This is a genomic window from Roseateles sp. FW305-36 (assembly GCF_058787015.1).
In genome coordinates this window covers 116,324-133,840 of sequence record NZ_JBYSZK010000014.1, presented here as the reverse complement: position 1 = coordinate 133,840, position 17,517 = coordinate 116,324, and the positions used below count along the sequence as shown (strand labels likewise).

The following is a 17,517-nucleotide window of genomic DNA, read 5'->3' as shown; positions in this document are numbered from 1 at the left end:
ACCGCGCCCCGCTCGCCAGCGGCGGCGCGATCTTCCTGACTTTGCCGGCCACCGCCTTGGATCAAGTCTTCATCAACCTGCTGAACGGCCTGTCGTCCGGCCTGCTGCTCTTCATGCTGAGCTCGGGCCTGACGCTGATCTTCAGCATGATGGGCGTGCTGAACTTCGCCCACGCCAGCTTCTACATGCTGGGCGCCTACATCGCCTACACGCTCGTCGGCATCATCGGCTTCTGGCCGGCCCTGCTGCTGGCGCCGGTCGCCGTCGGCATGCTGGGCGCGGGCTTCGAGAGGCTGGCGCTGCGGCGGGTGCACAAGTTCGGCCACGTGCCCGAGCTGCTGATCACCTTCGGCCTGTCCTATGTGATCCTGGAGCTGGTGCAGCTGATCTGGGGCCGCACGGCCGTGCCCTTCACGCCGCCCGAGGTGCTGCAGGGCTCGGCCTTCACCATCATCTCCTCGCCCACCCAGGGCATGTCCTTCGCGCTGGGCAAGGCCGCGCCCGAGCTGTGCACGGCGGCGCTGTGCTCCACCTTCCCGCTGACGCGCGCCTTCATGATGCTGGTGGCCCTCTTGATGCTGCTGGCCCTGTGGCTGCTGCTGACGCGCACCCGCGTCGGCCTCGTCATCCAGGCAGCACTCACCCATCCCGAGATGGTCGAGGCCCTGGGGCACAACGTGCCGCGGGTGCTGATGTTGGTGTTCGGCAGCGGCTGCGCGCTGGCGGCCCTGGCCGGCGTCATCGGCGGCATCACCTTCGTCACCGAGCCCAACATGGCCATCATCGTCGGCTCCATCATCTTCGTGGTGGTGGTGGTCGGCGGCATCGGCTCGCTGGCGGGCGCCTTCGTCGGATCTCTCGTCATCGGCCTGCTGCAGACCCTGCCGCTGACGGTGGACGCGTCGCTGGCGTCGGCGCTGACGTCCATCGGTTTCACCGTCACGCCGGACACCCCCGGCTACCCGGTGCTGCGCCTGGCGCTGAAGGATGTCGCTCAGATCCTGCCCTATCTGCTGATGGTGCTGATCCTGATCTTCCGGCCCAAGGGCCTGCTCGGTACGCGGGAAGATTGATGAGCAAGTCCAAGGAATTCCACTTCAAGCCCCTCAACGTCGGGCGCTGGATCGTCTGGGGCTTGTTCGCCCTCGTCCTCTTCGTCGCGCCGCGCATCTGGACCAGCGGCCTGGCCCAGACCATGCTCACGCAGATGGGCATCGGCATCATCGCCTGCCTGGCCTACAACATCCTGCTCGGCCAGGGCGGCATGCTGAGCTTCGGCCACGCGGTCTACAGCGGCATGGGCGCCTTCCTGGCCATCCATGCGCTGAACATGGCGGGTGCCGGCACCTTGGGGCTTCCAGTCAGCCTGATCCCGCTGGTGGGCGGTGCGGCCGGCCTGGTGTTCGCGGCCATCCTCGGCTATGTGTCGACCAAGAAGGCCGGCACGCCCTTCGCGATGATCACCCTGGGCATCGGCGAACTCGTCTTCGCGCTGGCGCTGATGCTGCCCGAGTTCTCGGGCGGCGAGGGCGGCGTGTCCAGCAATCGCGTCATCGGCAAGCCACTGATGGGCATCAGCTTCGGGCCGCAGATCCAGGTCTACTACCTCGTCGCCCTCTACTGCTTCATCTGCACGGCGGCCATGTTCGCACTGACGCGCACGCCGCTGGGCCGCATGCTGAACGCGGTGCGCGACAACCCCGAGCGTGTCGAGTTCGTCGGCTACAACACCCACTGGGTGCGCTTCATGGCCTTCACGATCTCGGGCTTCTTCGCCGGCATCGCGGGCGGCCTGGGTGCCATCAACACCGAGATCGTCAACGGCGAGGTGCTGCATGCCTCGCGCTCCGGCGCCTATCTGCTCTTCACCTTCCTGGGCGGCGCGACCTTCTTCTTCGGCCCCATCATCGGCGCGGTGCTGATGGTCATCTGCGGCGTGCTGCTGTCGGAGCTGACCAAGGCCTGGCTGCTCTACCTCGGGCTGATCTTCCTCTTCATGGTCATGTATGCGCCGGGCGGCTTTGCCAGCCTGATCCTGATGAATCTGCGCGTGGCGGCCTTCGGCAAGCTGAAGAAGCTCTGGACGTCCTATCTGGCCCTGGCCGGCACGGCGCTGGCGGCGCTGATCGGCGCCGCCACCATGATCGAGATGGTCTACCACCGCCAGCTCAACGAGGCCCTGGGCCCCGAGCTCAAGTTCATGGGCGCGACGCTGAACAGCGCGGGCCTGGACGCCTGGTTCGGTGCCGGCTTCCTCATCGTCATCGGTGCGGCCCTGTTCGAACTCGTGCGGCGCCAATACGTGCACGAGTGGGGCGAGATCCAGGAAGACATCGAGAAAGAGATCAAGCGCAGGGAGGCCCTATGAGCTTTGCCCTCGAGCTGCGCGATGTGCGCAAGAGCTTCGGCAAGAGCGAGATCATCCGCGGCGCCCACCTGGCCGTGCAGGCCGGCGAGCGCGTCGCCATCATCGGCCCCAACGGCGCGGGCAAGAGCACGCTGTTCAACCTGATCAGCGGCCGCTTCGCGCCGACCTCGGGCGAGATCCATCTGCATGGCCAGCGCATCGACGGCAAGAAGCCCTTCGAGATCAACCGCCAGGGCCTGTCGCGCAGCTTCCAGGTCTCCAACCTGTTCACACGGCTGTCGGTGTTCGAGAACATCCGTTGCGCCGTGCTGTGGAGCCTGGGCCACCGCTACGCCTTCTGGAAGTTCCTGGCCGACCTCGACGACGCCAACGACCGCACCGAGCAGATCCTCGAGATGATCAAGCTCGACAAGCGCCGCGACGTGCTGGCCATGAACCTGACCTATGCCGAGGCGCGGGCGCTGGAGATCGGCATCACCATCGCCGGGGGTTCCAGCGTCATCCTGCTGGACGAACCCACGGCCGGCATGAGCAAGAGCGAAACCAAGCGCTTCATCCAGCTGATCCGCGACGTGACCGTCGGCAAGACCCTGCTGACGGTGGAGCACGACATGGGCGTGGTCTTCGGCCTGGCCGACAAGATCGCCGTGCTGGTCTACGGCGAGGTCATCGCCTTCGACACGCCGGATGCCGTGCGTGCGAATGCCCGGGTACAGGAGGCCTACCTCGGCTCCGTACTCGCCGAGACACAGGCGGCTGCAGCATGAGCGAAGGTCGTCTCCTCAAGCTGGACAACGTCCACGCCTTCTACGGCAAGAGCCATGTGCTGCATGGCGTCAGCATGGAAGTGAAGCCGGGCGAGATCGTGAGCCTCCTGGGCCGCAACGGCGCCGGCCGCTCGACGACGGTCAAGACCATCATGGGCCAGGTCGATGCCAAGGGCTCGGTCCTGTGGGGCGGCCAGGAGCTGGTGGGGCGCAAGGCCTATGAGATTGCCCACATGGGCCTGGGCTATGTGCCCGAGAACCGCGACATCTTCCCCAAGCTGACGGTGCACCAGAACCTGATGCTGGGCGAGAAGTCCGGCGCGAAGAAACCGCGCTGGGGTTTCGAGGACATGTACAAGATGTTCCCGCGCCTGCGCGAGCGCCAGCACACCGAGGCCGGCGTGCTGTCCGGCGGCGAACAGCAGATGCTCACGCTCTGTCGCACGCTGATGGGCGACCCCGACCTCATCATGATCGACGAGCCCACCGAGGGCCTGGCGCCCAAGATCGTCGAGCTGGTGGCCGAGTACCTGAAGGAACTGAAGAACCGCGGCATCGCCGTGCTGCTGGTCGAGCAAAAGCTCGCCATCGCGCTGGAGATCTCCGAGCGCTGCTATGTGATGGGCCACGGCCGCATCGTCTTCGAGGGCAGCCCGGCTGACCTGCGTGCCAACGCCTACATCCGCAAGGAGTGGCTGGAGGTTTAACGAATCCTTCAGTCGCCCGCAGCTTCCGCCAGGCTGTTGCGCGCTGCCGCCGCCAGCTCGGCGCCATTGCGCCCCGCCTCCGGGTACATCGCCATGCCCAGGCGCACGCCCAGCTGCATCAGCCGCCCGTCGACGCCATAGGCGCCTCGCAGGGCTTGCAGCAGCCGCGCCTCGACCATTCCGGCCTCCGTCGTGCCGACGGCCTGCAGCAGCACGGTGAAGATGCAGCCGCCCATGTGCACGACCTCGTCGGCGCCGCGCACGCGGTTGCGCAGGCGCAGGCTCACCGTCTGGATCAGGGACAGGTGGTCGGCGTCGCTCAGGGTCGCGTCGGGTCGCGCCAGCACCTTGACCTCCACCCAGAGCAGGGCGAGCTGCTCGCCCTTGCGCCGGCACTGGGCGAACTGGCGCGACAGCCGCAGGCCCAGCGTCGCCAGCGACTCCTCCTGGGGCAGGTGCGTGAAACTGCCGGCCCGCTGAGGCGCGGCGGGGTCGTCGTTGAGCAGGAGAGCTTGGGACATGGCTTGGCGTCGGGTTGCGTGGGGTGAGAACCGACGGCCTTGCAGCCCGGCTTGTGCCGGCTCCCTGGTGCTGCTCCGTCATCGGTTCTCCTTTCTCAGAACGGCGTCCACCCGCCAAACCCGACATCGAGTCTCAAAAAAAATGCGGCCACCGTCCTCCCGCTCCGAAACCCACCCACGAACCGCCCTGGCCAACCGTTAGAGTGCGGCCGGTGCAAGCCATCACCCAATTGCTGCAGGCCGCCCAGCAGGGCGATCGCGCCGCCGCCGACCAGGTGGTGGCCCAGCTCTATGCCGACCTGCAGCGCCTGGCGCGCCGCCAGGTCCGCGACGCGGGTCATCTGACGCTGCTGGACACGACCGCCCTGGTGCATGAGGCCTGGCTGCGCGTGGCGGGCGCTCCAGGCGCCGAGTTTCCCGACCGGCGCCACTTCCTGGCCTATGCCGCCCAGGCCATGCGTTCGGTCATCATCGACGCGGTGCGTGCCCGCCAGGCCGATCGCCGCGGCGGCGGGCAGGCGCACCAAACCCTGGACACGGCCGTCGCCGAGCAGTTGCCGGACGGCGATGCAGACCTGCTGCGCGTGCATGAGGCCCTGGGCGAGCTCGCCGAGATCGAGCCGCGGATGGCCCAGGTCGTCGAGATGCGCTATTTCGCGGGCCTGCTGGAGTCGGAGATCGCCGAGGCCCTGGGCGTGACCGAGCGCACCGTGCAGCGCGACTGGCAGAAGGCCCGCCTCTTCCTGTCGCTGAGCCTGGCGGGCTAGGGCCTGCTTACACGACGGGGATCGGATGCGTTGCCACTCAAAAGCCCGCGAGCCAGGCGTGAAGTCGAAGTTGGGGTCTGCCTTGCAGGCCGCGCTGGGCCAGAGGCCCAGCTCTACGCCAGGCACGTTTGGCCCACTGGGCCCAACGTGTCCGGGCGTAGCCCCAGCGAGACTTCGCAACGCCGCGCGCGGGCTTTTGAGTGACAACCCTTCGGGAGAGGGGCTGCGCGGGCGCATGGCGTCGTTGCGTGCCTTGCCCGGGCAACCAGCCCGGGCTTCAGCACGGCGCCTAGCCCTGCACCCGCGCAGACCGTCTCGCACCGATTCCCGTCGTGTGAGCAGGCCCTGATGGACAAGCAACGCTGGCTCGAACTGAGCCCCTTGCTGGATGAATTGCTGGACCTGTCGCAGGCCGGGCGTGAAGAGCGCCTGTCACGCCTGCGGCTCGAAGACCCGGACGCGGCCGAGCAACTGGGGCGTTTGCTGGAAAGGGCGCGGGAACTGCAAAGCCAGGGCTTCCTGAGCGAACCCGTGGTCGCCCAGTGGCAGCAGGCGCTGGCCTCCGTTCCCGCCGAAGCGCAAGCGCCGCCCGATCTTGCCGGACAGTCCGTCGGCCCCTATGTGCTGGAACGCCCGCTGGGGCAGGGCGGCATGGGCAGCGTCTGGCTGGCGCGCCGCGCCGACGGGCGCTTCGAGGGCCAGGTCGCGGTCAAGTTCCTGATGGCTGGCCTGCTGGGCCGCGGCGACACGGGCCGCTTCGCGCGCGAGGGCGAAATCCTGGCCCGCCTGTCCCATCCCCATATCGCGCGCCTGCTCGATGCCGGCGTCTACCAGGGCCAGCAACCCTATCTGGTGCTGGAGTATGTCGACGGCCTGCCCATCGATGTCTATTGCCGCCAGCAGCAGCTCGATGTCGAGGCGCGTGTGCGCCTGTTCCTGGACGTGCTGGCCGCGGTGGCGCATGCCCATGCGCGGCTGATCCTGCACCGCGACCTCAAGCCCAGCAATATCCTGGTGACGCGCGACGGCGAGGTGAAGCTGCTGGACTTCGGCATCGCCAAGCTGATGGCCGACGCAACCCAGGCCAGCCAGGGTGCCGCCGCCACCGAGCTGACCCAGCGCGCCGGCAGCGCCTTCACGCCGCAGTTCGCCGCGCCCGAGCAGGTGCAGCAGGCCGACGTGACGACGGCGACCGACGTCTATGCGCTGGGCGTGCTGCTCTACCTGCTGCTGGGTGGCAGCCACCCCACGGCCGACGACACGCAGACCCAGCTCGACCGGCTCAAGGCCGTCGTCGAGCAGGTGCCCAGGCGGCTCTCCGACGTGGCGGCGGCGCAGGACGACATGGCGATCGCGCGGCAGGCCCGGTGGCTGCGCGGCGACCTCGACACCATCGTTGCCAAGGCACTGAAGAAGACGCCGACGGAGCGCTACGCCAATGCCCAGGCCCTGGCCGAGGATCTGCTGCGCTGGCTGGCCCGCGAACCCATCCGGGCGCGCCCGGACAGCCGTCTGTATGTGCTGGGGCGCTTCGTGCAGCGGCACCGCTGGACCGTCGCCTTCGGCAGCCTCGCGGGCCTGGTCCTGGTCGTCCTGACGGTGTTCAGCACCTGGCAGGCGCACCGGGCCGCCGAGGCCGAACGCGAGGCCCAGGCCAAGCGCCAGGAGGCCGAGGAGACCTTGAGCTTCATGCTCGGCGAGCTCGCCGACAAGCTCCGTCCCATCGGGCGGCTGGAGCTGCTGGACAGCATCGGTGGCAAGGCGCTGGGCTTGCTGGACAGCCCGGGGCGGGCGCCCGGTCCCATGGAGCGCCTGCAGCGCGCCAAGGCCCTGACGGTCGTGGCCGAAGTGCGCGTGGCCAAGCGCGAGCTGGACGGGGCGCTGGAGCCCCTCAAGCTGGCCAGCCAGTTGCTCGCCGCTGACCCGCCCAACGCCCCATTGCGCGAAGACTGGCGCAAGGCGCAGGGAGCCGCGGCGTTCTGGACCGGCGAGGTCCATCACCAGCGGCGCGAGCTGGCGCTGGCCCAGCGGGCCTGGGAGCAGTACCGCGACTACGGGCAGCGCTGGCTGCAGGAGGTGCCGGGCTCGGTGGACGCCGTGGTGGAGCTGTCGTATGCGCAAAGCAGCCTGGGCGCCTTGCAGCTGAGCGAGGGACATCTGGAGGCGGCCGAGGGCGCCTTTCGTGAGTCCCTGGCGCTGAAGGAGAAGGCCCTGAAGCTGCGGCCGGACGACGCCGAGCTGCAGAACAACTGGGCCGATACCGCCAGCTGGCTGGGCACGACGCTGACGCGGGCCGGCAGGCTGCGGACGGCCGGCGTCCACTACGAGTCTGCGCTGGCCAGCGTGGGCGTGCTGCGCGAGCAGCGCCCGCGCGACCTGGCCTGGCTGGCCAAGGAGGCCAGTATCCAGTTCTATCTGGCGCTGGTGCGGCAGGAGATGGGCGGCTCGGGCCGTGCGCTGCTGAGCCAGGCCCGCGAGGCCGCGCAGATGCTGGCCCGCAGCGATCCCGCCAACCTGTCCTGGGCGCTGCTCGCCATCAACATCGAGGCCGAATGGCAGGCCTTGCACCTGGTCGCTGCGGCGGAGCGGGCCAAGGCGGCACATCGGTTGCTCGTCCGTATCGAGTCCCTGAGACCAGGCAAGCCGCCGCCGCAAAGTTCGCTGTACCGGCAGGTGCGCCTGCTGGAGGCGGCCCAAGGGCTGGAATGCCAGGGCGAGGACTGTGGCCTGCGCGCCCGCCTGCAGCAGCGCCTCACGGCGGCGCTGACGCGCAGCCCGGGCGACCAGCAGGTGCTGGATGCCGCCGTGCTGCTGGCCTATGCGGCCCCCGCAAGCACGTCGGCCGCGGGCCGGCTGGCTGGCTGCACCGAGGCCGCGGCCCTGTTGTCGGGTCGCAGCGGTTGGCTGCAGGTGAACGCCGACCTGACGCGGCGCTGGCTGGCCGTGCAAGAGTGCCTGGACCCGACGGCCCCAGGGCGTGCAGACTGGCTGGCCGCCCGCGATTGGCTTCGACAGCAGCGCGAGCGCTGATTTCTCAACTCCACAGGGACCCTTCATGACGACTTATGTTTCCCCCTATCAAGTCACCGTCACCTCCACGGCCGGCGGGCTTGCGACCTGCACCTATGTCGACGGCAACGGGGTGACCGTGCCGCACGGCGTGACGCTCACCACCCAGACGCCGGCCAATGAAGCCGGCGACCTCGAATTCGATTTTGGGGAAACGGTGGTCGGGGGTCTGAACCTGCGCTTGCTCGGTGCTGCGGTCAAGACGGTGGGCAACGACCCCACCATGCAGCCCTACAACTACCTCTACGCGGTGCGCGAGGAGTCTGAGAAGGGCGACTGGGTCGACTACCTGTCGATCCCCTGGTCGCCCAATACCTACACGACGCGCGGCGTGGTGCTGCTTTTCGCCAGCGTCGACAGCAGCGGCAACATGCTGGCCTTCATCCCCAGCGCCGATCCGCAGACGCAGAACGATCCGATCTGACGCCGGTCAACCCAGGCCCAGGCCCGTCATGCGCTGATAGCGCCTGCGCAGGAAGTCCGCCGCCAGGCGGGCATCGGCACCCACCCGCTCGCCGATATAAAGCTCCTGGCGGCGCTCGGCGATCTGCGCTCGCAGCCGGGCCGCCATGATGTCCAGCGGCTTCATGCCGCCGGTCTCGGCGCGCTCGATGGCGACGCGCAGCTGGTGCATCTGCTGGCTGTGCAGCAGGGCCGTCTGGGCCTGAACGACGCGGATGCGGCCCTGCACCATGTGCTCGCACAGGCCCAGCCAGGCGCGCACGGCGTCGGCCGGGCCGCCGATGACCTTCTCCGGCGTCTCGCCGGCGGCCAGCAGCAGGCTTTCCAGCCGGGCGCGGTCGCTGCTCGCATAGGCCTCGTTGACCACCATCATGCGCTGCTCGCAGACCTCGCGCTCCGGCCCGGACGGCGCCAGGTCGGGATGAAAGCGCATGGCGGCGCGCCGGTACAGCGTCTTCAGGCTGGGGGGCGGCAAATCCATCGTCGGACCGGTCGGCTCCGGCGGCAGCGGCGTGGCCTCGGGCAGGCCGGGAATGTCCGGCCAGGCCTTGGTACGCGGCAGGGACGACATCGGCGCGTCGACGCCCTGACGCTTCAGTGCTTCGGACAGCAGGGCGGTGGCCTGGTGGAGCTGGGCCTCGAGTTCGTCCAGCTCAAGCATCAGCGGGCCTAACGCATCGAGATAGCGCAGCCGGAAGCCCAGCAGCTTGGCGCGGGCGCCGTCATGGTCGGACTCCAGCACGACGAGGTAGCGCTGCAGATCCTGCAATTGCTCGCGTCGCCGCGTCAGTTCGTGCCGGGTGATCGCCATGCTCGCCATGGACTGCGATTTTGCCCTGCGCTGACGTGAAAACGGCCTGCTGAGCAGGCCGTTGAATACCGTATTTACGAGAGAATTACTGCGATGCGGCCGAGGCAGGCATCTCCGCCATGCTGGCTGCGGGCGCCGCCGGCTCGCTGGCCGCCATGGCGGCGACCGGTGCCGGCATGGGCTCCGGCGCCTTGCTGCCGGCTGTCATGGGCAGCAGGGGCACGATGAGCAGGGCCACGATGTTGATGATCTTGATCAGCGGGTTGACAGCCGGGCCGGCGGTGTCCTTGTAGGGGTCGCCCACGGTGTCGCCGGTGACGGCGGCCTTGTGTGCTTCGCCGCCCTTCTTGTGCAGCATGCCCGCGGCATCGGTGAAGCCTTCCTCGATCAGCTTCTTGGCGTTGTCCCAGGCGCCGCCGCCCGTGCACATCGAGATGCCGACGAAGAGGCCGGTCACGATGGTGCCCATCAGCAGGCCACCCAGCGCGGCGGGGCCGAGCGTCAGGCCGACGATGATGGGCGCGGCCACCGGCAGCAGCGACGGCACGATCATTTCCTTGATCGCGGCGGTGGTCAGCATGTCGACCGCGGCGCTGTAGTCGGGCTTGCGCTTGCCGGCCATGATCTGGCCGTCGGCGAACTGCTTGCGCACCTCGACGACGACGGCACCGGCGGCGCGGCCGACGGCCTCCATCGCCATGGCGCCGAACAGATAGGGGATCAGGCCGCCGATGAAGAGGCCGAGGATGACCTTGTGGTCGGACAGGTCGAAGGCCACATGCATGCCGCGCGCTTCCAGCGCATGGGTGTAGTCGGCGAACAGCACCAGGGCCGCCAGGCCGGCGGAGCCGATGGCATAGCCCTTGGTGACGGCCTTGGTGGTGTTGCCGACGGCGTCCAGCGGGTCGGTGACGTCACGCACGGCGGCCGGCAGTTCGGCCATCTCGGCGATGCCGCCGGCGTTGTCGGTGATGGGGCCGTAGGCGTCCAGCGCCACGATGATGCCGGCCATGCTGAGCATGGAGGTGGCCGCCACCGCGATGCCGTACAGGCCCGCCAGTGCATAGGCCGTGTAGATGGCCGCGCAGACGAAGAGCACCGGCCAGGCGGTGGACTTCATCGACACGCCGAGACCCGCGATGACGTTGGTGCCATGGCCGGTGGTGGAGGCCTGGGCAACGTGCTGCACCGGGTGGTACTGCGTGCCGGTGTAGTACTCGGTGACCCAGACCATGGCCGCCGTCAGCACCAGGCCGACCGCGCAGGCGCCGAACAGGGCCATCGCGTTGGTGGTGCCGCCGGTGCTCAGCTCGATGGCGCCAGGGAACATCGCCTTGGTGACGAAGAAGAAGGCGATCAGGCTCAGCACGCCGGCCACGATCAGGCCCTTGTACAGCGCCGGCATCACGTTCTTCATGCCGGGGCTGGCCTTGACGAAGTAGCAGCCGATGATGGAGGCAATGATGGACACGCCGCCCAGAGCCAGCGGGTAGACCACGCCGGCCATGGCACTCGAGCCCGTGACCATCAGCGCACCCAGCGCCATCGCGGCGATCAGCGTGACGGCATAGGTCTCGAACAGGTCGGCCGCCATGCCGGCGCAGTCGCCGACGTTGTCACCGACGTTGTCGGCAATGACGGCCGGGTTGCGCGGGTCGTCTTCCGGGATGCCGGCCTCGACCTTGCCCACCAGGTCGGCACCGACGTCGGCGCCCTTGGTGAAGATGCCACCGCCCAGGCGGGCGAAGATGGAGATCAGGGACGAGCCGAAGGCCAGGCCCAGCATGGGCTTGAGGGCCGTGCTGTCATGCCCGCCGCCGATGGCCATGTAGAAGCCGCCCACGCCCAGCAGGCCCAGGCCCACCACCAGCATGCCGGTGATGGCGCCACCCTTGAAGGCGACGTCCAGCGCCGGGCCGATGCCCTTGGAGGCCGCCTGCGCGGTGCGCACATTGGCGCGCACCGAGATGTTCATGCCGATGAAGCCGCAGATGCCCGAAAGCACCGCGCCGATGACGAAGCCGATGGCGGTGGTGGTGCCCAGGCCGGACACGGCGATGGCGATGGCGAGCACGACGCCCACCATGCCGATGGTGCGGTATTGGCGGCCCAGATAGGCCGCCGCGCCTTGCTGGATCGCGGTAGCGATCTCTTGCATGCGGGCATTGCCCGCATCCTGACTCAGGATCCAGCTTCGTTGAATGAAGCCATAGAGAACGGCCGCGAGGCCGCAGGCCAGCGCGAAATACAGCGCCATTTCCGTCGACATGTACAAGTCTCCTAGTTAGCGTGTGATCCATGGGCCCGCGGCAGGGTATGCCTGGGCTCGGCGGCTGAGCTTAAGGGCCGGCTTTGACAGCCGGGTTGCACGTTTACCAGCGTTGTTCGGGAAACCTAGAATGCGGGTTTTCCTTAGCCATAAAACACGACCATGAGCCTGCACAACGTGACCCCCGGCGCCAAGGTGCCCGACGAGTTCAACGTCATCATCGAAATCCCGATGAATGCCGACCCGATCAAGTACGAGGTGGACAAGGAGAGCGGTGCGCTGTTCGTCGACCGCTTCCTGACGACGCCTATGTACTATCCGTGCAACTATGGGTACATCCCCAGGACGCTGGCGGATGACGGCGACCCGGTGGATGTGCTGGTCATCACCCCCTTCGCGCTGACGCCCGGCGTGGTCGTGACCTGCCGCCCGCTGGGCGTGCTAATGATGGACGACGAAGCCGGTGGCGACGCCAAGCTGCTGGCCGTGCCCACCAGCAAGATCCTGCCCATGTACGACCACTGGCAGAAGATCGAAGACGTGAACCCGGCCCGCCTGGCCGCCATCCAGCACTTCTTCGAGCACTACAAGGACCTGGAGAAGGGCAAGTGGGTCAAGGTCAAGGGCTGGGAAGGCCCGGAGAAGGCCAAGTCCGAGATCACCGAGGGCATGGCGAACTACGCCAAGGCCTGATTCAGGCTTCTGCCCCGCTCAAGGCGCCGCATCCGCGGCGTTTTGTCTTTTAAAGGGGGCGTGATCGTTCAGCTCGTCGATATAGCCCGACATCGCTTCGCCCTCGCGGGCCAGGAAGTCGTTGACGGCGTCGGCAAAGGACGGATGCGCCAGCCAGTGGCTGGAGGCGGTCGGCGTCGGCATCAGGCCGCGCGCCATCTTGTGCTCGCCCTGGGCTCCGCCCTCGAAGCGCTGGTAGCCGTGGTCTATGCACCAGGCCAGGGGCTGGTAGTAGCAGGCGTCGAAATGCAGGTTCGGGATGTGCTCGACGGCGCCCCAGTAGCGGCCGAAGGCGGCGCGGCGCTCCGGATCCAGCGCGACCAGTGAGGTGGCGACGCGTTCCTCGCCGCGATGCGCGGTGAACATCAGCCAGTTCTGTGGCATGTCACTCGCCATGCGGGCGAAAAAGTCGCGGCTCAGATAGGGCTTGCTGTGGTGGGCGCGGTAGGTGAGCTGGTAGCAGCGGTAGAAGAAGTCCCAGTCCTTCGTCGTGAGGTCCGCGCCGGTGCGCGCCTCGAACACGACGCCGGCCTCGCGCACGCGGCGCTGCTCCTGCTGGATCTTCTTGCGCTTGTCGCGGTGCAGGCGGGCCAGGAAGGCGGCGAAGTCGGCATCGCCCTCGGCCGTCCAGTGGAACTGCACGCCGGCTCTGGCGGTGCAGCCGGCCTCGGCCAGCGCTGCCTGGTCGGCCTCGTCGCCGAACAGCACGTGCAGGGACGAGGCTTCGGTCTCCTTGGCCAAGGCTCGCAGCGCCTGGGCCAACTGCGCCCGTGCCTCGTCGTCGACCGCCAGCAGGCGACTCCCCGGAACTGGCGTGAAGGGCACGGCGACCAGCAGCTTGGGGTAGTAGCTCAAACCGTGGCGGTGATAGGCCTCGGCCCAGGCCCAGTCGAAGACATATTCCCCATAGCTGTGCGTCTTCAGCCAGGCCGGGCAGGCCGCCAGCAGCTCATCGTCCCGCCACAGCGAGATGAACTGCGGCTGCCAACCGGTCCTGGCCACGGCCGACCCCGAATCGTGGAGGGCCTGCAGATACTCATGGCGCATGAAAGGCGTGGGCCGCGGTGACCTGGCGAGCAGGCGATTCCAGGCGTCGCGGGACAGTTCGGCGGGTGAATCGTGGACGCGGAGGGTGGGCATGGCGGCCTATTGGAATGCAGCCGCGGAACGCCGCACTAGACTGGGGTTTTGCTGATGCCGCCCATGCGTTTCGACAACCTCTACAGCCATGACTTTGCCCGCGTCGCCGTGGGCGTGCCCCAGTGCCGCGTGGCCGATCCTGTGTTCAACGCCGGGCAGACGATTGCCCTGCTCAAGGATGCCGCGGCTGAAGGCGTGGCCGTCATGGCTTTTCCCGAACTGGGCCTGTCGGCCTACAGCTGCGACGACCTCTTCCACCAGCGCGCCCTGCTCGACGGCTGCGAGGCGGCGCTGGCCGAGGTGCTGGCGGCCACAAGAGAACTGCCCCTCGTGGCCATCGTTGGCATGCCGCTGCGCGTCGAGCAGCGCCTGTTCAACTGCGCCGTGGTGCTGTTGCGCGGCCGCATCCTCGGCGTGGTGCCCAAGACTTTTCTGCCCAATTACGGCGAGTTCTATGAGGCGCGCCAGTTCTGCTCGGGTGAGGAGGCCACGGTCGAGACGGTGACGCTGCTGGGTCAGCCGGTCCCCTTCGGCAGCCGCCAGATCTTCACGGCCGACGACCTGCCGCTGCTGCGCCTGCACGTGGAGATCTGCGAAGACGTGTGGACGCCCATCCCGCCGTCCTCCTTCGCGGCTCTTGCCGGCGCCACCGTGCTCGTCAACCTGTCGGCGTCCAACGTCGTCATCGGCAAGGCCGCCTACCGGCGCCAGCTGGTGTCGCAGCAGTCGGCACGCTGCCTGGCGGCCTATGTCTATTCGTCCGCCGGCGCTGGCGAGTCGACCACGGACCTGGCCTGGGATGGCCAGGCCATCGTCTGCGAGAACGGCGAGCTGCTCGTCGAGTCCGAGCGTTTCCTGCGCAGCTCGCACGTCGTGACGGCGGACGTGGACCTCGAGCGCCTGGCCCGCGAGCGCATGCGGCAGACGAGCTTCGGTGATTCGGTGCGCCTGTACGCGGCGCAGGTGAACGCTTTCAGGCAAGTCCATTTCAAGCTGGATCTGGACCGCGACCGGCCGCTGGCCCTGCGGCGCCGCGTCGAGCGCTTCCCTTATGTTCCGTCCGACCACAGCCGCCGCGACGAGCGCTGCCAGGAGGTCTACAACATCCAGGTCCAGGGCCTGACCCAGCGCCTGGCCTCGAGCGGCATCAAGAAGCTCGTGGTTGGCATCTCGGGTGGGCTGGATTCCACGCATGCGCTGCTGGTGGCCGCGCGCGCCATGGATGCGCTGGGGCTGCCGCGCACGAACATCATCGGCGTGACCATGCCCGGTTTCGCCACCGGCGAGCGCACCCGCGAACAGGCTCTGCGCCTGATGGCGGCCGTGGGCTGCGAAGCGCGCGAGATCGACATCCGGCCGAGCTGTACGCAGATGCTCGAGGACATCGGCCACCCGCATCGCGATGACCAGCCCGTCTACGACATCACCTTCGAGAACGTGCAGGCCGGCGAGCGCACCAGCCATCTGTTCCGCCTGGCCAACCTCAGCGGCGGCCTGGTGCTGGGCACGGGCGATTTGTCCGAGCTGGCCCTGGGCTGGTGCACCTATGGCGTGGGCGACCACATGTCGCACTACAACGTCAATGCCAGCGTGCCCAAGACGCTGATCCAGCACCTGGTGCGCTGGGTTGCCGAGACCGACCAGCTCGGCGCCGGCACCGACACCCAGGTGCTGCTGGACATCCTCGGCACCGAGATCAGCCCCGAACTTGTGCCCGGCAGCCTGCAGAGCACCGAAGCAACGGTGGGGCCCTATGCACTGCAGGACTTCAATCTGTTCTACACGCTGCGCCACGGCTACACGCCGAGCAAGATCGCCTTCCTGGCGCGCCATGCCTGGGGTGAGGTCTACGCGCTGGCCGAAATCAAGCGTGTGCTGCGCATCTTCGTGCAGCGCTTTTTCAAGGGCAGCCAGTTCAAGCGCAGCTGCGTGCCCAACGCGCCCAAGGTCGGCAGCGGCGGCTCGCTGTCGCCACGCGGCGACTGGCGGGCGCCCAGTGATTCCGAGGCCGCGGTCTGGCTGGCCGATCTGGACCGCATCCCGGATGAACGTGCTTAAATCGACAACAGACGAAATCAGGAGCCCGGCCCCATGAAGCAGATCATCGCCATCATCAAACCCTTCAAGCTCGACGAGGTCCGCGAGGCGCTGGCCGAAGTGGGCGCTTCGGGCCTGACGGTCACCGAGGTCAAGGGTTTCGGCCGCCAGAAGGGCCATACCGAGCTCTACCGCGGCGCCGAATACGTCGTCGACTTCCTGCCCAAGGTCAAGGTCGAGGTCGTCGTGAAGGACGACGAGGTGGATCGCTGCATCGACGCCATCCTGAAGGCCGCCAAGACCGGCAAGATCGGTGATGGCAAGATCTTCGTGGTGCCGGTCGAGCAGGTCATCCGCATCCGCACCGGCGAGACGGACGAGGCCGCCGTTTAACGAGAGGTCAGCGCCAGCTTTGCGCCCAGGGCCACGAAGGTCGCCGCGAAGCTGCGCCTCAGCCAGGCCATGACCGTCGGGCTGCCCAGCACGCGGTCCCGCATGCGTGCCGCGAAGGCGCCGTAGACGGCGAACACTGCAAAGGTCATGGCCATGAAGATGGCCGACAGTTGCAGCATGGCCAGCGTCGGTGCGGCTTCATCCTTGGCGATGAACTGGGGCAGGAAGGCCAGGAAGAACATCGACAGCTTGGGGTTGAGCAGGTTCACCAGCACGGCGTGCCGGATGACTTCGCCGCTCGAACGCTGGGCGCCGTAGGCTTCGATCTTCAGCACGCCCTGCTCGCGCCAGGTCATCCAGGCGATGTAGAGCAGGTAGGCGACGCCGGCGAATTTCACTGTCTCGAAAGCCAGGGCGCTGGCGTGCAGCAGCGCGGCCAGGCCGGTCACCGCGGCAAGCATGTGAGGCACGATGCCCAGGGTGCAGCCGAAGGCCGCGATGGTGGCCATGCGCGTGCCGCGCGACAGGCCGGTGGCGATGGTGACGGCGGCTCCCGTGCCCGGCGAGGCGACGACGAGCAGCGAGACGGTCAGGAATTCGAGGTTCATGCAGGCGCTCCTTGAGTGAGCGCCATGCTGCGACGCCGGCCGCGAGCCGTCTTGAACGAAATTTCAGCGCTGGGCGAAAGCGCCGGGCGTGAGGCCGAAGCTACGCACGAAGCAGCGCGTCATGTGGCTCTGATCGGCAAAGCCGCTGGCGGCTGCGGCGTCGGCCAGCGCCATGCCGCCGCGCACGAGGCTGCGCGCATGCTGAACGCGGCGTTGCAGCAGATATGCATGGGGAGGCAGGCCGGTGAGGCGCGTGAAGGCGCGCAGGAACTGGTAGCGGCTCAGACCGGCGTCGGCGGCCAGTGCGGCCAGCGTGGGTGAGATGGCGGGGTCGTCGTCGATGCGCTCGCGGGCTGCGGCAACGCCCGCGACGAGGGCAGGATGCTCGCGCGGCACGGGTCGCAGCAGCCGGGCGACCAGGTCCACCAGCGCCGCTTCCGAACGCAGTGCGCCGCCTGCCATCGCCGCATCGAAGAGGCTGCGAAAGCGCGCGACCAGCGCGGCGTCGCGGATGACGGGGGCCGTGAATTCGAAGGCTGCGCCCGGGGCGATGTCCTGCGCCGCGTCGAGCAGGCGTGCCGGATCGAGGTAGAGCATGCGCCAGCGCCGCCCTGTCGCATCGAAGGGCTTGCCGTCGTGCACTTCATTGGGGTTGACGGTGATCATGTCGCCGGCACCCGCCTCGACGACACCACGCCCGCTGGCGGACTTCTGCGCGCCGCGTTCGATCAGGCCGATGCCGAACTGGTCGTGGGTATGGCGGCCGAAGGCATGGGCGGAGTCGGCGGCAACGGCCGCGACACCGGCCATGCCGGAGTGCAGCAGTCGGAAGCCTCGGGCCGAAGTCATGGCCCGAGTGTCACATC

At 68.1% G+C, this 17,517-nt stretch carries 16 protein-coding genes; 10 read left to right on the top strand and 6 right to left on the bottom strand.

Going from position 1 to position 17,517, the window contains the following annotated elements:
• Positions 1-113 precede the first annotated feature (113 nt).
• Genes AC3WOE_RS23105 through AC3WOE_RS23090 form a run of 4 tightly spaced genes read left to right on the top strand, consistent with a single transcriptional unit; the run spans position 114 to position 3,842 of the window.
• Positions 114-1,073 (top strand): branched-chain amino acid ABC transporter permease, encoded by a 960-nt coding sequence (locus AC3WOE_RS23105; RefSeq protein WP_492693783.1) that lies wholly within the window; start codon positions 114-116, stop codon positions 1,071-1,073.
• Entirely contained in the window at positions 1,073-2,368 is a 1,296-nt protein-coding gene (locus AC3WOE_RS23100; protein WP_492693732.1) for a branched-chain amino acid ABC transporter permease, read from the top strand. Before AC3WOE_RS23105 ends, AC3WOE_RS23100 begins: the two co-directional genes overlap by 1 nt.
• The gene (locus tag AC3WOE_RS23095; RefSeq protein WP_492693731.1) at positions 2,365-3,135 is read left to right on the top strand and encodes an ABC transporter ATP-binding protein; all 771 of its coding nucleotides are present in this window, start codon (positions 2,365-2,367) and stop codon (positions 3,133-3,135) included. Before AC3WOE_RS23100 ends, AC3WOE_RS23095 begins: the two co-directional genes overlap by 4 nt.
• Positions 3,132-3,842, top strand: coding sequence for an ABC transporter ATP-binding protein (locus AC3WOE_RS23090; RefSeq protein WP_492693730.1), 711 nt, complete (start codon positions 3,132-3,134; stop codon positions 3,840-3,842). Before AC3WOE_RS23095 ends, AC3WOE_RS23090 begins: the two co-directional genes overlap by 4 nt.
• Positions 3,843-3,850: 8 nt before the next feature.
• On the opposite strand, the gene AC3WOE_RS23085 is transcribed toward AC3WOE_RS23090, so the two are convergent.
• Positions 3,851-4,363: a diguanylate cyclase domain-containing protein gene (locus AC3WOE_RS23085; protein WP_492693729.1), complete on the bottom strand. Its 513-nt coding sequence runs from the start codon at positions 4,361-4,363 to the stop codon at positions 3,851-3,853.
• A gap of 212 nt (positions 4,364-4,575) precedes the next feature.
• Between AC3WOE_RS23085 and AC3WOE_RS23080 the strand changes: the two genes are divergently transcribed.
• The 3 genes from AC3WOE_RS23080 (at position 4,576) to AC3WOE_RS23070 (ending at position 8,623) form a co-directional block, all read left to right on the top strand.
• Positions 4,576-5,130, top strand: a complete 555-nt coding sequence (locus AC3WOE_RS23080; protein WP_492693728.1) for an ECF-type sigma factor — start codon at positions 4,576-4,578, stop codon at positions 5,128-5,130.
• Positions 5,131-5,478: 348 nt separating this feature from the next.
• The gene (locus AC3WOE_RS23075; RefSeq protein WP_492693727.1) at positions 5,479-8,160 is read left to right on the top strand and encodes a serine/threonine protein kinase; all 2,682 of its coding nucleotides are present in this window, start codon (positions 5,479-5,481) and stop codon (positions 8,158-8,160) included.
• 25 nt (positions 8,161-8,185) lie between these two features.
• A complete protein-coding gene (locus tag AC3WOE_RS23070; protein WP_492693726.1) occupies positions 8,186-8,623 on the top strand; it encodes a hypothetical protein in 438 nt (145 codons plus the stop codon).
• Positions 8,624-8,629: 6 nt separating this feature from the next.
• Here the strand turns inward: AC3WOE_RS23070 and AC3WOE_RS23065 are convergent, their stop codons facing one another.
• A complete protein-coding gene (locus AC3WOE_RS23065; protein WP_492693725.1) occupies positions 8,630-9,481 on the bottom strand; it encodes a J domain-containing protein in 852 nt (283 codons plus the stop codon).
• Positions 9,482-9,557: 76 nt separating this feature from the next.
• Positions 9,558-11,741, bottom strand: a complete 2,184-nt coding sequence (locus AC3WOE_RS23060; protein ID WP_492693724.1) for a sodium-translocating pyrophosphatase — start codon at positions 11,739-11,741, stop codon at positions 9,558-9,560.
• A 162-nt stretch (positions 11,742-11,903) separates the two neighbouring features.
• Here AC3WOE_RS23060 and ppa point away from each other — a divergent pair, with 162 nt between their 5' ends.
• The gene (ppa, locus tag AC3WOE_RS23055; protein WP_310261949.1) at positions 11,904-12,434 is read left to right on the top strand and encodes an inorganic diphosphatase; all 531 of its coding nucleotides are present in this window, start codon (positions 11,904-11,906) and stop codon (positions 12,432-12,434) included.
• Positions 12,435-12,452: 18 nt separating this feature from the next.
• On the opposite strand, the gene AC3WOE_RS23050 is transcribed toward ppa, so the two are convergent.
• Complete coding sequence (locus AC3WOE_RS23050; protein WP_492693723.1) at positions 12,453-13,613, bottom strand: GNAT family N-acetyltransferase; 1,161 nt, start codon at positions 13,611-13,613, stop codon at positions 12,453-12,455.
• 54 nt (positions 13,614-13,667) lie between these two features.
• Here AC3WOE_RS23050 and AC3WOE_RS23045 point away from each other — a divergent pair, with 54 nt between their 5' ends.
• Entirely contained in the window at positions 13,668-15,671 is a 2,004-nt protein-coding gene (locus AC3WOE_RS23045; RefSeq protein WP_492693722.1) for an NAD(+) synthase, read from the top strand.
• 33 nt (positions 15,672-15,704) lie between these two features.
• A complete protein-coding gene (locus AC3WOE_RS23040; protein ID WP_119045309.1) occupies positions 15,705-16,043 on the top strand; it encodes a P-II family nitrogen regulator in 339 nt (112 codons plus the stop codon).
• Here the strand turns inward: AC3WOE_RS23040 and AC3WOE_RS23035 are convergent.
• Both AC3WOE_RS23035 and AC3WOE_RS23030 read right to left on the bottom strand, forming a co-directional pair.
• Positions 16,040-16,651, bottom strand: a complete 612-nt coding sequence (locus tag AC3WOE_RS23035; RefSeq protein ID WP_492693721.1) for a LysE family translocator — start codon at positions 16,649-16,651, stop codon at positions 16,040-16,042. The genes AC3WOE_RS23040 and AC3WOE_RS23035 overlap by 4 nt on opposite strands.
• Positions 16,652-16,714: 63 nt before the next feature.
• Entirely contained in the window at positions 16,715-17,500 is a 786-nt protein-coding gene (locus AC3WOE_RS23030; RefSeq protein WP_492693720.1) for an AraC family transcriptional regulator, read from the bottom strand.
• Positions 17,501-17,517: the final 17 nt, after the last annotated feature.

Excerpts from the sequence above, each read along its gene's own strand:
- AC3WOE_RS23030 (WP_492693720.1), bottom strand. The coding sequence starts at position 17,500 with ATGACTTCGGCCCGAGGCTTCCGACTGCTGCACTCCGGCATGGCCGGT.
- AC3WOE_RS23065 (WP_492693725.1), bottom strand. The coding sequence starts at position 9,481 with ATGGCGAGCATGGCGATCACCCGGCACGAACTGACGCGGCGACGCGAG.
- AC3WOE_RS23060 (WP_492693724.1), bottom strand. The coding sequence starts at position 11,741 with ATGTCGACGGAAATGGCGCTGTATTTCGCGCTGGCCTGCGGCCTCGCG.
- AC3WOE_RS23070 (WP_492693726.1), top strand. The coding sequence starts at position 8,186 with ATGACGACTTATGTTTCCCCCTATCAAGTCACCGTCACCTCCACGGCC.
- AC3WOE_RS23050 (WP_492693723.1), bottom strand. The coding sequence starts at position 13,613 with ATGCCCACCCTCCGCGTCCACGATTCACCCGCCGAACTGTCCCGCGAC.
- AC3WOE_RS23045 (WP_492693722.1), top strand. The coding sequence starts at position 13,668 with ATGCCGCCCATGCGTTTCGACAACCTCTACAGCCATGACTTTGCCCGC.
- AC3WOE_RS23100 (WP_492693732.1), top strand. The coding sequence starts at position 1,073 with ATGAGCAAGTCCAAGGAATTCCACTTCAAGCCCCTCAACGTCGGGCGC.
- AC3WOE_RS23040 (WP_119045309.1), top strand. The coding sequence starts at position 15,705 with ATGAAGCAGATCATCGCCATCATCAAACCCTTCAAGCTCGACGAGGTC.
- AC3WOE_RS23105 (WP_492693783.1), top strand. The coding sequence starts at position 114 with ATGCTGAGCTCGGGCCTGACGCTGATCTTCAGCATGATGGGCGTGCTG.
- AC3WOE_RS23095 (WP_492693731.1), top strand. The coding sequence starts at position 2,365 with ATGAGCTTTGCCCTCGAGCTGCGCGATGTGCGCAAGAGCTTCGGCAAG.
- AC3WOE_RS23090 (WP_492693730.1), top strand. The coding sequence starts at position 3,132 with ATGAGCGAAGGTCGTCTCCTCAAGCTGGACAACGTCCACGCCTTCTAC.
- AC3WOE_RS23075 (WP_492693727.1), top strand. The coding sequence starts at position 5,479 with ATGGACAAGCAACGCTGGCTCGAACTGAGCCCCTTGCTGGATGAATTG.
- ppa (WP_310261949.1), top strand. The coding sequence starts at position 11,904 with ATGAGCCTGCACAACGTGACCCCCGGCGCCAAGGTGCCCGACGAGTTC.
- AC3WOE_RS23035 (WP_492693721.1), bottom strand. The coding sequence starts at position 16,651 with ATGAACCTCGAATTCCTGACCGTCTCGCTGCTCGTCGTCGCCTCGCCG.
- AC3WOE_RS23085 (WP_492693729.1), bottom strand. The coding sequence starts at position 4,363 with ATGTCCCAAGCTCTCCTGCTCAACGACGACCCCGCCGCGCCTCAGCGG.